This is a genomic window from Azospirillum sp. A26 (assembly GCF_042604635.1).
GTDB classification, from domain to species: Bacteria; Pseudomonadota; Alphaproteobacteria; order Azospirillales; family Azospirillaceae; genus Azospirillum; species Azospirillum palustre.
The window spans coordinates 275,783-287,783 of record NZ_CP170474.1; the positions used below are offsets into that span (position 1 = coordinate 275,783).

11 protein-coding genes are annotated in these 12,001 nt (G+C 69.3%); 3 read left to right on the forward strand and 8 right to left on the reverse strand.

What is annotated here, in order from left to right:
- Nucleotides 1–11 precede the first annotated feature (11 nt).
- Nucleotides 12–488, forward strand: coding sequence for an L-2-amino-thiazoline-4-carboxylic acid hydrolase (locus tag ABNQ39_RS25005; RefSeq protein ID WP_098736477.1), 477 nt, complete (start codon nt 12–14; stop codon nt 486–488).
- On the opposite strand, the gene ABNQ39_RS25010 is transcribed toward ABNQ39_RS25005, so the two are convergent.
- Both ABNQ39_RS25010 and ABNQ39_RS25015 read right to left on the reverse strand, forming a co-directional pair.
- Complete coding sequence (locus ABNQ39_RS25010) at nt 475–3,222, reverse strand: HAD-IC family P-type ATPase (protein ID WP_376963215.1); 2,748 nt, start codon at nt 3,220–3,222, stop codon at nt 475–477. The genes ABNQ39_RS25005 and ABNQ39_RS25010 overlap by 14 nt on opposite strands.
- Nucleotides 3,223–3,379: 157 nt before the next feature.
- Entirely contained in the window at nt 3,380–4,144 is a 765-nt protein-coding gene (locus ABNQ39_RS25015; protein ID WP_376963218.1) for an SDR family NAD(P)-dependent oxidoreductase, read from the reverse strand.
- Between the two features lie 103 nt (nt 4,145–4,247).
- Here ABNQ39_RS25015 and ABNQ39_RS25020 point away from each other — a divergent pair, with 103 nt between their 5' ends.
- Nucleotides 4,248–5,186 (forward strand): LysR family transcriptional regulator, encoded by a 939-nt coding sequence (locus ABNQ39_RS25020; protein ID WP_376963221.1) that lies wholly within the window; start codon nt 4,248–4,250, stop codon nt 5,184–5,186.
- 12 nt (nt 5,187–5,198) lie between these two features.
- Here the strand turns inward: ABNQ39_RS25020 and ABNQ39_RS25025 are convergent, their stop codons facing one another.
- Genes ABNQ39_RS25025 through ABNQ39_RS25045 form a run of 5 tightly spaced genes read right to left on the reverse strand, consistent with a single transcriptional unit; the run spans nt 5,199 to nt 9,354 of the window.
- A complete protein-coding gene (locus ABNQ39_RS25025) occupies nt 5,199–5,912 on the reverse strand; it encodes a histidine phosphatase family protein (RefSeq protein WP_376963224.1) in 714 nt (237 codons plus the stop codon).
- Nucleotides 5,909–6,292: a DUF6285 domain-containing protein gene (locus ABNQ39_RS25030; RefSeq protein ID WP_376963227.1), complete on the reverse strand. Its 384-nt coding sequence runs from the start codon at nt 6,290–6,292 to the stop codon at nt 5,909–5,911. Before ABNQ39_RS25030 ends, ABNQ39_RS25025 begins: the two co-directional genes overlap by 4 nt.
- Before the next feature lie 28 nt (nt 6,293–6,320).
- Complete coding sequence (locus ABNQ39_RS25035) at nt 6,321–7,376, reverse strand: phosphotransferase family protein (protein WP_376963230.1); 1,056 nt, start codon at nt 7,374–7,376, stop codon at nt 6,321–6,323.
- Nucleotides 7,373–8,569: an acyl-CoA dehydrogenase family protein gene (locus ABNQ39_RS25040; protein WP_376963232.1), complete on the reverse strand. Its 1,197-nt coding sequence runs from the start codon at nt 8,567–8,569 to the stop codon at nt 7,373–7,375. Before ABNQ39_RS25040 ends, ABNQ39_RS25035 begins: the two co-directional genes overlap by 4 nt.
- A gap of 17 nt (nt 8,570–8,586) precedes the next feature.
- Nucleotides 8,587–9,354: an SDR family NAD(P)-dependent oxidoreductase gene (locus tag ABNQ39_RS25045; RefSeq protein WP_376963235.1), complete on the reverse strand. Its 768-nt coding sequence runs from the start codon at nt 9,352–9,354 to the stop codon at nt 8,587–8,589.
- A 149-nt stretch (nt 9,355–9,503) separates the two neighbouring features.
- On the opposite strand from ABNQ39_RS25045, the gene ABNQ39_RS25050 reads away from it, so the two are divergent.
- Nucleotides 9,504–10,199 (forward strand): TetR/AcrR family transcriptional regulator, encoded by a 696-nt coding sequence (locus ABNQ39_RS25050; protein ID WP_376963238.1) that lies wholly within the window; start codon nt 9,504–9,506, stop codon nt 10,197–10,199.
- On the opposite strand, the gene ABNQ39_RS25055 is transcribed toward ABNQ39_RS25050, so the two are convergent.
- Nucleotides 10,196–11,803: a class I adenylate-forming enzyme family protein gene (locus ABNQ39_RS25055; protein WP_376963241.1), complete on the reverse strand. Its 1,608-nt coding sequence runs from the start codon at nt 11,801–11,803 to the stop codon at nt 10,196–10,198. The two genes, ABNQ39_RS25050 and ABNQ39_RS25055, sit on opposite strands and share 4 nt — an antisense overlap.
- Nucleotides 11,804–12,001 lie beyond the last annotated feature (198 nt).

Genomic DNA, 12,001 nt, shown 5'->3' on the forward strand with positions numbered 1-12,001 from the left:
GGAAGCCAGTCATGACCCAGACCATGGGCATTCTCGAACGCCGCCGCATCGAGGCGGAAATCCTGAAGCCGGTCTATGAGGAGATGGCCGCCCGGCTGGGCGAAGCCACCGCACAGGAGATCCTGGGCGCGGCGATCACCAAGGCGGCCCTGGCCGCCGCCAAATCCTTCGCCGAGACCGAGCCGGAAGGCACCAGTCTGAAGAGCTTCGCCGATCTTCAGCCGCTGTGGACCAAGGACGACGCGCTGCGGCTGGACGTGAAGCGGCAGGACGACACGCATTTCGACTACAACGTCACGCGCTGCCGCTACGCCGAGATGTACCGGGAGATGGGGCTGGGGTCGATCGGGCACCTGCTGTCCTGCAACCGAGACGCCGCCTTCTGCACCGGCTACGACCCGCGCATCAAGATGGAGCGCACACAGACCATCATGCAGGGCGCCGACCATTGCGACTTCCGCTATCGCTTCGAGGCTAAGGACGAGTAGGCGAACCGCTCAGCCGCTTTTCGATCTCCATCAGTACGAACAGCGCGGCACCGACGGCGGCCATCGCCGCCCAGGCGATGACGCCGACCGGAGCGGTGCCGAACAGGGACTGCAAGGGCGGCGCATAGGTGAAGGCCAGTTGCAGCAGGGTCATCACCGCGATGGACAGCCAGACCGGCCGGCTGCCGGCCAGGGCGGACGGCAGCCCGGCCCGCCCATGCAGGTCGCGGGCGCTGAGCAGGAAGAAGATCTCGCCCACCACCAGGGCGTTGACGGCGATGGTCCGCGCCTCCTCGATGCCGTCGCCCTGCAAGCGGTGGAAGTGGAAGAAGCCGAAGCTGGAGGCGACCAGCAGGGCCAGCACCACCACCATCCGCCGCACCAGCCGGCCGGTCAGGATCGGCTCGTCGCGCGGGCGCGGCGGGCGGGCCATGACGCCGGGTTCCGGCGCCTCGAAGGCCAGCGCCAGCCCCAGCGTCACCGCGGTCACCATATTGACCCACAGGATCTGCACCGGCGTGATCGGCAGGATGCTGCCCGACAGCACCGCCAGCAGGATCACCACCGCCTGCGCTCCATTGGTCGGCAGCATGAACAAGATGGTCTTGCGCAGATTGTCGTAGACGGTGCGCCCCTCCTCCACCGCATGGACGATGGAGGCGAAATTGTCGTCGGCCAGCACCATCGCCGCCACCTCCTTCGCCGCCTCGGTGCCGTTGCGGCCCATGGCGACGCCGATGTCGGCCCGCTTCAGCGCCGGGGCGTCGTTGACGCCGTCGCCGGTCATGGCGACCGTGTCGCCCGCCGCCTGGAGCGCCGCGATCAGGCGCAGCTTGTGTTCCGGGGTGGTGCGGGCGAAGACGCTGTTGGCCTGCGCCGCGGCGGCGAAGCCGGCCTCGTCCAGCCGGTCCAGCTCCGGCCCGCCGATGACGCCGTCCGGCAGGCCGAAGCGCCGGCCGATGGCGGCGGCGGTCGCGGCATGGTCGCCGGTGATCATCTTCACCGTGATGCCGGCCTGCCGGCAGGCCGCAACCGCGACCAGAGCCTCTTCCCGCGGCGGATCGATCAGGCCGCAGAGGCCGAGCAGCTCCAGCCCCTCCTCCCCCAGATCCTCGGCGATCAGTTCCGACAGCTCCACCGATGTGCGGCGCATCGCCAGCGCCAGGACACGCTGGCCCTGCCCGGCCAGTTCAGCGGTCACCGCGGACCAATGCGTCCGGTCCAGCGGCGCCGTGCCGTCGCCGCGCCGCTCCCGCTCGCACAGCGCCAGCACCCGCTCCGGCGCCCCCTTCACCACCAGGATGCCGTGGCCGGCATGGTCGTGATGCAGGGTCGCCATGTACTGGCGTTCGGATTCGAAGGGCAAGGCGTCGCGGCGCGGGAAGCGCGCCGCCTCGCCGGCCGGGTCCAGCCCCGCCTTCATCGCCAGCGCCAGCAGCGCGCCGTCGGTCGGGTCGCCGGCCAATTGCCACGCGCCGCCGGGGTCGCGGTAAAGGGCGGCGTCGTTGCACAGCAGGGCGGCGCGCGCCAGGTCCAGCAGCAGCGGTTCCCCGGCCGGATCGACCAGCCGCCAGTCGCCATCCAGGCTGCGGCCGATCTCGCCTTCCGGCGCATAGCCGCTGCCGCCGGCGCGATAGCTGGCGTCGGCGGTGACGATGCTGGTCACTAGCAGTTCGTTGCGGGTCAGCGTGCCGGTCTTGTCGGTGCAAATGGTGCGGACACTCCCCAGCATCTCGACCGCTGGCAGATGGCGGATGATGGCGTTGCGCCGCGCCATGCGGGTCACGCCCACCGCCATGGTGATGGTCATCACCGCCGGCAGCCCTTCCGGGATCGCCGCCACCGCCAGCCCGACCGCCGTCAGCACCATGTCCTGCCATGGCTCGCCATACACCAGCATTCCGAAGAGGACGGTGACCGCCGCCAGCAGCAGGATGCTGCCGGTCAGCCAGCGGCCGAAGCGCGCCATCGACACCAGCAGCGGCGTCGCCACCGTCGTGACCGAGGCCAGAAGATGACCGATGCGACCGACCTCCGTCGCATCGCCGGTCGCCACCACGATGCCGGTGCCCTGCCCCTGCACCACCATCGTCCCGGCATAGGCCATGCCGCCGCGGTCGCCCAGGGCCGCATCGGCGGCGACGGCTGCGGCGGACTTGGCGGTGGGCACGGATTCGCCGGTCAGCGCCGCCTCCTGCACCAGCAGGCCCTTGGTGCGGTCGAGCCGCAGGTCGGCCGGCACCCGGTCGCCGGACACCAGGAACACGCGGTCCCCCGGCACCAGAGTTTCCGCCGCCAGGGTCACGGCATGGCCGTCGCGCAGCACCACCGCCTGGGGCGACAGCAGGGTGCGGATGGCCTCCAGCGCCTGTTCGGCCTTGTCTTCCTGGATGTAGCCGATCAGCGCGTTGACCAGCACGACGCCGAAGATCACCCCGGCGTCCGTCCAGTGCCGCAGCAGCAACGCCACCGTGCCCGAGGCCAGCAGCACATAGATCAGCAGATTATGGAACTGCGCCACGAAGCGCATCCAGGCCGGCCGCCGCTTCGGCGGGGTCAGGCGGTTGGGGCCGAAACGGGCCAGCCGCGCCGCCGCCTCCGCGCTGTCGAGCCCGTCGGCCGGACTGTCCAACCGCGTCGCAACCTCGGCGGCGTCCAGCGCGTGCCAGGGAGCTTCGAGCGGCTTGCCCTGCGGTACAGAGACGCCTGGGCCTGTGTCTGCCAGCGGCGGCATGCGATCTGCCTCCCCGGAGGAACCTGACCCCAAGGATGACAGCTTACCCATGCAAGGAGAAGGGATTCGACCGGCTGGTCCGCTCCGCAACCGGCGCATGGTGGCCGGCTGCGGAGCGGACGCGACGAGGCCTCAGACTTCGATCACAACCGGGCAATCACACCTGCGCCATGCCGCCGTCGGCGAACAGTTCGATGCCGTTGATGAAGCTGCTGTCGTCGGAGGCCAGGAAGACGGCGGCCTTGGCGATCTCGTCCGGGTCGCCGACGCGGCCCAGCGGCACCTGGGCGGCCAGATAGTCGACCAGCCCCTGCTGCTGTGCCGCGTCCGGACCGGCCAGCTCGACCAGACCCGGCGTGCGGACCGGGCCGGGGCTCAGCGTGTTGATACGGATGCCGCGGTCCTTCAAGTCCAGGATCCAGCTGCGGGCGAAGTTGCGCACCGCCGCCTTGCTGGCGCTGTAGACGCTGAAGGCCGCCGTGCCCATGCTGCCGGCGGTCGAGCCGGCGAGAATCACCGACGAGCCCTTGCCGAGCAGCGGCAGCGCCTTCTGCACGGTGAACAGCACGCCCTTCACATTGCGGTTGAAGGTGTCCTCGTACTGCTCCTCGGTGATGGCGCCCAGCGGCAGCATCCCGCCGCCGCCGGCATTGGCATAGAGCACGTCGAGCCGGCCGGCCTCGCTCTGGATTTGGGCATAGAGCCGGTCGAGATCGGCGAGGTTGGAGGAGTCCGCCTGCACCCCCGTCGCCTTGCCGCCGGCCGCAACGATTGCCGCGACCGCGGCCTCCAGTTCCGTCTGGCGGCGGCCGGTGAGATAGACGGTGGCGCCTTCGGCGGCGAAGCGCTTGGCCGCGGCAAGGCCGATGCCGCTGTTGGCGCCGGTGACGAGGGCAATCTTGCCGTTAAGCTTGCGTGACATCTGAAGTCTCCTTGGAATTGGGTTGTTCGCTGGAGACTAAGCTATCGACGGCACGATCTTATCGAAATAGAAATGACTGAAAACCATCGTTGCAGGATTGGCGATGTCGAAGCTGCCGGATTTCGAAGGGCTGGCGATGTTCGCCAAGGTGGTGGAGGAGCGCTCCTTCGCCGGTGCTGCCCGCGCCATGGGGGTTTCGGTCGCCACCGTGTCGCGCGCGGTCGGCCGGCTGGAGGAACGGCTGGGCGCGCGGCTGTTCAACCGCACCTCCCGCCGGCTGGCCCTGACCGATTTCGGCCATTCCCTGGCGGAGCGGGCGACCCGCCTCTATGACGAGGCGGAAGCGGCGGAGAATGCGGTGCGCGAGATGTCCAGCCGCCCGCGCGGCCTGATCCGCTTCGCGGTGCCGATGTCCTTCGGGCTGCGCTGGGTGGCTCCGCTGCTGCCGGACTTCTTCCGCCTTTATCCTGAGATTTCCATCGACCTGCACCTGAGCGACGCCGTCGTCGATCTGGTCGGGGACGGCTTCGATGCGGCCCTGCGCGTCGCGGTGCTGCCAGACAGCGGGCTGGTGGCGCGGCGGCTGTGCGGGGTGTCGCAACTGGTGCTGGCCGCCCCCAGCTATCTCGCCCGCCATGGCGAACCGCGGCACCCCCGGGAGCTGGATGGCCGCCATTGCCTGGGCTATGCCTATCGCCGGCGGCAGGACATCTGGCACTTCACCAACAGCGCCGGCGAGGAGGAGAGCGTCACCCCATCCGGCTTGCTGCGCGTCACCAACTCCGACGCGCTGGTGCCGATGCTGCTGGAAGGGCTGGCCATCGCCGAGCTGCCGGAATTCATGGCGGCGGAGCATCTGGCCGACGGGAAACTCACCGCCATCCTGACCGACTGGTCGCTGCCGAAGGGCGGCCTCTACTTCATAACGCCGTCGGCCCGCGCACGGCCGGCCAAGGTCGGGGTGCTGGCCGATTTCCTGGTCGAGCGGCTGTCTGACCCGCTCTGGCGGCGTCAGATCGACGGCATGAAAACAAGGGAATGACGGTCTGGGCCATCAATCCAGCGCCAGCAACGGGCCGAAGGCCTCCTCCAGGCTGCTGCGATGCAGGCCGATCTTCGCGGGGTTGCCGGGCGTCAGGTTGACCGCGCGGATCAGGCGGCGGACCACCCGGTCGGCCGTTACGTCGATGTCGACGATGTTGATGCAGCCGTAATCCTGCTCGAAGGCCGACAGGGCGGACAGGCCGGCGCCGCAGGCCCAGGACAGCAGCATCCGGTTCACCCCGTCATGGGCGACCAGCGCCAGATGGGTCCAGTCCGGTTGCCGCACCAGCGCTTCGATGGCGGACACCACCCGGTCGCGCACGGCAGCGAAACCGTCGCCGCCGGCAAAGCGCCCATCCTCCGCCGCCGCTTCGAAGCCGTAGACATAGGCCGCCTCACGACGCTCCTTCGGCACTTCCGACAGGCGGCCGGCGCGGATTTCCAGGAAGTCGGGATCGTCCTCCACCGGCAGCCCGTGGGGAGCGGCCACCAGTTCCGCCGTCTGCCGCGTGCGGGCGAGGCCGGAACACAGCACGCGGTCCAACGGCACACCGGCGAGCAGGGCGCCCGCCGTCCGCGCCTCCTCCCGCCCACGGTCGGTCAGCGCGGCAAGCTTCGGATTCAGCGGCTTGCCGTCGGCATCGTAATAGGCGACGTGACCATGGCGCAGCAGGTAGAGGCGGCGGCGGGCGACCGTTCCTTCCAGGGGCGGAAACAGTCTCATCGGCCGGGCTCCCGCCGTTCCGCCGACACCCGCTTGGGGTTGCTGACCGCCAGCCTTGCCAGGGTGATGTCTTTCAAAACCGCCCGCAAGGCCGACTGCCGGTCCGGTGCGTCGAAGCGCCCGGCGTCGATGGCGGCGCAGAGCCGCGGCAGCAGGGTCGGCAGGTCGCCGGTTTCGCCCAGCAGGTCGCCGACGGCTGCGGCCAGGGCGGGCTCGGCACCGGTGCCGGCGGCCAATTCCCGCTCGGCCGTGCCCAGCGCGTTGGCGATCATCAACGCGGTGAAGCGCTGGTCGGCCGGCACCACCGGCAGGATCGCCTCGCGAAAGCTGCGCAGTGCGATGGCGACCAGATCGCGGGCGCCGGGATCGTCATTGATCATGCCCCATCTCCGATCATGGCGTCTCCGATCATGGCGCGGCCTCGACGGCATCGAGGTGGCGCAGCAAATCCATTTCGATCTCCGGCAGCATCCGGCCGGTCAGCGCCAGTTCCAGCGACGGCTCGGTGCCGGAGATGTGGCGGTCGGCCTGCTGAATGGCGATGACCGCCCAGCGCATGCAGGCCGCGGCCTCCCAATAGGCGACGGCGGCAGGGTCCACCCGCCGTCCGGCGGTTTCCTCATAGCCGGCATAGAGGTCGGCGCGGTCGGCGATGCCGCCGGCCTCGCGGTCGTTGCGGCCGAACCGCCAGCAGGCGGCGCAGAACCAGCCCAGATCCTCCATCGGATCCGACCAGCCGGCGAACTCCCAGTCGATGATCGCCGTCAGTCGGTCACCATCGACCATGTAGTTGCCGGTGCGATAGTCGCGATGGCACAGCACGAGATCGCCGGCCGGAGGTGCGTTGCGCTCCAGCCAGCGCAGGCCGTAGGCCAGCACCGGATCGCTGGCGGCGTAGCGCCCGGCCCAGCGGCGGAAATCTCCCACCGCCTGCAAGGCCGCCGTCGGTTCCGGCCGCGCCAGGAACTCCAATCCTGCCAACTCCGGTCCTGGCGCACCCGGCCGCACCCGATGGATCAGGCCGAGCTGCCGGCCGAGTTCGCGGGCCAACTCGCGCCGTGGTTCCTCGCTCTTGACGATGCGGAAGCCGGCGGCGACGCCCGTCGCCCGCCGCATGATGTAGAAGGGCGCCCCCAGCATGGCCGGATCGGCTCCGACGAACAGCGGCTCCGGCACCGTGGCGCCGGCGGCGAAGACGGCGCGCAGGACCGCGGCCTCCTCCGCCTTGCCCAGGCTGGCCGAGACGCCGGACGCCGATCCGGTGCGCAGCACGCACGCATGACTGCCGGACTGCGGCCCGCCGTCGATCTCCAGCGTCACCGCGAGGTTGAGCGAGATGGCGCCACCGCTGAGCCGCCCCTCGTCGATCACGGCGACCGACCGCGCCCCAGCCTGTCCGGTCAGCCAGCTTTCGAGAGCGGCCTTTTGGTCGGGGCCAAGACCGGCCTTTCCGCCGCCGCTCACCGCCAGCCCCAGAAATCGTCGCCTTCGGCGAGGTAGCTGCGGCTCAGCACCATCTTGTGGACCTCCGACGCACCGTCGACCAGCTTGGCCTGCCGGGCATAGCGGTAGATCCATTCCAGCACCGTGTCCTTCGAATAGCCGCGCGCACCGCAAAGCTGGATCGCCGTGTCCGCCGCCTTGAACAGCGTGTCGGCGACCTGGACCTTGGCCATCGACACCTCCTTGCGGGCGAAGCTGCCGCTGTCCAGCGCATGCGCCGCCTTCATGGTCAGCAGCCGGCCGATCTCGATCTGCATCGCCGTCTCGCCCAGCATCCACTGCACGCCTTCATGCTCGGCCAGCGGAATCCCGAAGCTCTCGCGCTCCTTCACGTACGCGCCGGCGATCTCCAGGCAGCGCTTGGCGAGGCCGGTCCAGCGCATGCAGTGGGTCAGCCGCGCCGGCCCGAGCCGGATTTGCGTCACCTTCAGCCCGTCGCCAACCTTCATCACCACATTCTCGTCGGGGATTTCCAGCCCGTCGAAGATCAGCTCGCAATGGCCGCCATGCTCCTCCGGCCCCATGATCGGGATGCGGCGCTCGATGCGCCAGCCGGGCTGGCCCTTGTCGAACAGGAAGGCGGTCAGCCCCTTGCGCGGATCGTCCGAGGTGCGCGCCATCAGGATGAAGTGCTGCGCCGCGTCGGCCCCGGTGATGAACCATTTGCGCCCCGTCACCACCCAGCGGTCGCCCTTGCGCTCCGCCCTGGTCTTCATCATCGACGGGTCGGAGCCGCCGCCCGGATGCGGTTCGGTCATGGCGAAGGCGCTGCGCACCCGTCCCTCGACGATGGGGGCGAGCCAGCGTTCCTTCTGGCCCGGCGTGCCGACCATGCTCAGCAGCCGCATGTTGCCGTCGTCGGGTGCGGCAGCGTTGAAGCAGACCGGGCCGAAGATGGAGCGGTTCATCTCCTCGTAGCAGGCGGCGACGCCGACCATCGGCAGCCCGTGGCCGCCGGCCTCCTTCGGCAGTTGCAGGGTCCATAGCCCGGCCGCCTTCACCTTGGCGCGCAGCGCCGCCAGCGGCGCTTCGGCGATGTTCTCGTGCTCGTCCCAGTTGGCGCGGTCGGCCTCGACGGGAAGGATCTCGTCCTCGACGAAGGCGCGGACGCGGCGGCGATAGTCTTCCAGCTCCGCGGGAAGGGTGAAATCCATGGAACCGCTCCGTTCGTTCAAAGAGAAGAGACGAGATGGCCGCCATCGACGGCCAGAACCGATCCGGTCATGTAGGCGCCGGCATCCGACGCCAGCAGAAGCAGCGGCCCGTCGAGATCGATGAGCCGGCCGAGGCGGCGCTGCGGGATGCGCTTGACCAGCGCCTTGCCGGCATCGCTGGCGAAGAAATCGGCGTTCAGCTCGGTCTCGACATAGCCGGGGCACAGCGCATTGACGCGGATGTTGTGGCGCGCCAGCTCCAGCGCCATCGCCTTGGTCAGATGCACCAACCCGCCCTTGGCGGCGATGTAGGACGAGACCTGCCCCGCCACCCGCAAGCCGAGGATGGAGGCGATATTGACGATGGCCCCGCCCTGCTGATCGTCGCGCATGCGCTGTGCCACCGCGCGCGCCACGCGGGCGCAGCCGGTCAGGTTGGTGTCGATCACCCGGTCCCACTCCTCCTCGCCCATGTCGAGGAAGGGGCGGGTTGCGGTTACGCCGGCATTGTTGACGAGGATGTCGACGCGGCCCAGCGTCCCCCACGCCTCGCCCACCGCGGCGGCGACGGAGGCGGGATCGGTGACGTCCATGGCGACGACGACGGCGCTGCCGCCGGCGGCCTCGATGGCTGACCGTGTTTCGGCCAGCGCTTCGGTCCGCCGGGCGGCCAGCGCCACGCGGGCGCCCGCCTTCGCCAGCACACCGGCGAAGTGGCGGCCCAGGCCGCTGGAGGCGCCGGTGACCAGTGCCGTCCTGCCGGTCAGATCGATGGTGACGCTCATGCTTCCCCCCATGGTCGGGATCGTTTGACGAGGCGGCGGGGCATGGCCCCGAACGGCACTCTTGAAAAATCGAGCGAGCGCTCGCTTTATATCCTTGGCGCCGATGATGTGCAAGAACGATCAGCATTGCAAACGATAGGACAGCCGGCATGAACAGCTTGCGCGATTTCCAGGCACGGCACGATCTGTCGATGGAGGCGCTGTGCGCCCGCATCCTGGAGCGGCACGCCGCGACCATCCGGGTGAAGAAGCCGGCGGTCGCCATCGGCAATCTGGCGCGCATCGTCGAAACCACGCTGATGCTGGCGAACCGCAAGGGCTTCCACTCCACCAGCCTGCGCGATCTGACCGAGCAGTCGGGGCTGAGCATGGGGGCGCTCTACGCCTATTTCGACAGCAAGGACACGCTGCTGATGATGATCCTGGGTCAGGTCGTCAGCGTGGTGGAGGAGGTGCTGGGCCACCCGCCCGACGGGCTGGCGAACGACCCGGCCGCCCGGCTGCGCTGGCTGCTGAGCACCCACCTGTTCCTGACCGAGACCATGCACCCCTGGTTCGTCTTCGCCTATATGGAGGCGAAGTCCTTCCCCAAGGACGGGCGCGACCTTGCCGTCACCAGCGAGATGCTGACGGAGAGCATGATTGCCGACGCTCTGGCCGAGGGCGTCGCCCGCGGCCTGTTCGCCATGCCCGACGTGACGATGACGGCGGCGCTGATCAAGCCGATGCTGCAGGACTGGTACGTGAAGCGCGCCAAGCACCGCCGCCGCGGCATCACGCCCGACCTCTATGCCGAGCAGCTGATCGCCTTCGTCGAGGCGGCGGTGGGGCTGAGGCGGGCTTAGGTCGTGGACACCCGATCGCGCAGCACCCGCTTGGTCACCTTGCCGTTGGCGTTGCGCGGCAGCGCATCGCCCAGCAGCGTGACGTAATCGGGCACCTTGTACTCGGCGAGGCTGGCGCGGCAGAAGTCGCGCACGTCGTCTTCGGTCAGGCTGCCCGACTTCGAAATGACGAAGACGTGGATCTTCTCGCCCAGCACCGGATCGGGATGGGCGACCACCGCCGCCTCCACCACGTCGGCATGGCGGACCAGCAGGTTTTCGACCTCTACGCTGTAGATCTTGTGGCCGCCGCGGTTGATGACATCGTTCTTGCGGTCGTGGAGCCGCAGATAGCCGCGCCCGTCCAGCGTGCCGATGTCGCCGGACCGCCAATAACCGTCGACGAAGCTGTCGCGGGTGGCGTCCTCGCGATTCCAATAGCCGCGGATGGTCATGGGTCCGCGGATCCACACCTCGCCGCTCACCCCCGGCGGGCATTCGCGGCCCTGATCGTCGACGATGCGCAGGTCGCCGCAAGGCACGCACATGCCGACCGAATCCAGGCAGGCGCGGGTGTGACCGATGGGGACGACGCTGATGATGGTGGCGCATTCCGTCGAACCGTAGGCGTTCAGCAGATGCAGGCGGGGCAGCCGTTCCGCCATCGCCTCCACCGTCGCTTCCGGCATCGGGGCGCCGCCGAAGCCGCCGGTCCGCCAGGACGACAGGTCGTAACGGCTGAAATCGGCGCGCAGCAGGCAGAGATTGTACATGGCCGGCACCAGCACGGTGGTGGTCATGCGCTCCCGGCTCGCCAGGTCCAGGAAACCGGCGACGTCGAAGGCGGGCATCATCACGGTGCAGCCGGCGACCCGGATCATCGCCATGACGACGGCGACCAGCCCGGTGACGTGCGAGGCCGGAACCGCCAGCACCGCCCGCTCGCCCTCGCGATAGTCCCAGCATTCCTCGAAATGCAGGGCGGAGTGGATGATGTTCACATGGGCCAGCAGCGCGCCCTTCGGCTTTCCGGTGGTGCCGGAGGTGTAGAGGATGACGGCGGTGTCCTCCTCCCGCTGCGGCTCCGCGGACTGCGGAGGGCCGGCTTCGGCTTCCAGCAGGGCCTCGAAGGGCCGGCAGCCGTCCACCGCTCCGCCGGCGGAGAAGCGCAAGACGAGCGACGGCACCTCCGCGGCATCGGGCATCCGGTCGGCAAGGCCTGAGTCATGGATCAGGATGGAGGCGCCGCAGTCATTCAGGATGCCGGCGATGCCCGGCCGCTGCTCCCGCGCGCTGACCGGCACCGCGACGATGCCGGCGCGGGCGGCCGCCAGCAGGGCGATGAGGAACTCCGCGCGGTTGGACAGGACAAGCGCCATGCGGTCGCCCGGCCGGGCGCCTTGCGCCAGCAGGGACGCGGCGGCGCGCGTCACCAGCGCGTCCAGCCGCCCATAGCTGTAACGCCGCTCCCCATCCACCAGCGCTTCGCCATCCGGCCGGCGCGCGACGGCGGCGCGGAACATGGCGTCGATGGTGGACGGACGCTCGCTGTAGCACGGTACGAGGCGCGTGCCGAAAAGCAGCTCGCGCCGTTTGGAAACGCCGATCCCGTCCGGCCAGGCCATGCCGTTCCTCCCTGACGATGAAATTGGATTTTCTGGTGGAGTTTCTGGATTCAGGCGATGCCGGGGGCTCGAAGCTCTGCGGCCCCACCGGCACCGCGCTTGTCGGTGTTGCAGAAACTATGTCATTCTATGAACTGAGTGTCAAATAGCGACACCATCAGCGTAGCGAACATAAGGCCCGACGCGAGCGGAGCCGAC

Coding starts and splice junctions, on each gene's coding strand:
- ABNQ39_RS25040 (WP_376963232.1), bottom strand. CDS start 8,569: ATGGATTTCACCCTTCCCGCGGAGCTGGAAGACTATCGCCGCCGCGTC.
- ABNQ39_RS25050 (WP_376963238.1), top strand. CDS start 9,504: ATGAACAGCTTGCGCGATTTCCAGGCACGGCACGATCTGTCGATGGAG.
- ABNQ39_RS25055 (WP_376963241.1), bottom strand. CDS start 11,803: ATGGCCTGGCCGGACGGGATCGGCGTTTCCAAACGGCGCGAGCTGCTT.
- ABNQ39_RS25025 (WP_376963224.1), bottom strand. CDS start 5,912: ATGAGACTGTTTCCGCCCCTGGAAGGAACGGTCGCCCGCCGCCGCCTC.
- ABNQ39_RS25045 (WP_376963235.1), bottom strand. CDS start 9,354: ATGAGCGTCACCATCGATCTGACCGGCAGGACGGCACTGGTCACCGGC.
- ABNQ39_RS25010 (WP_376963215.1), bottom strand. CDS start 3,222: ATGCCGCCGCTGGCAGACACAGGCCCAGGCGTCTCTGTACCGCAGGGC.
- ABNQ39_RS25005 (WP_098736477.1), top strand. CDS start 12: ATGACCCAGACCATGGGCATTCTCGAACGCCGCCGCATCGAGGCGGAA.
- ABNQ39_RS25020 (WP_376963221.1), top strand. CDS start 4,248: ATGTCGAAGCTGCCGGATTTCGAAGGGCTGGCGATGTTCGCCAAGGTG.
- ABNQ39_RS25015 (WP_376963218.1), bottom strand. CDS start 4,144: ATGTCACGCAAGCTTAACGGCAAGATTGCCCTCGTCACCGGCGCCAAC.
- ABNQ39_RS25030 (WP_376963227.1), bottom strand. CDS start 6,292: ATGATCAATGACGATCCCGGCGCCCGCGATCTGGTCGCCATCGCACTG.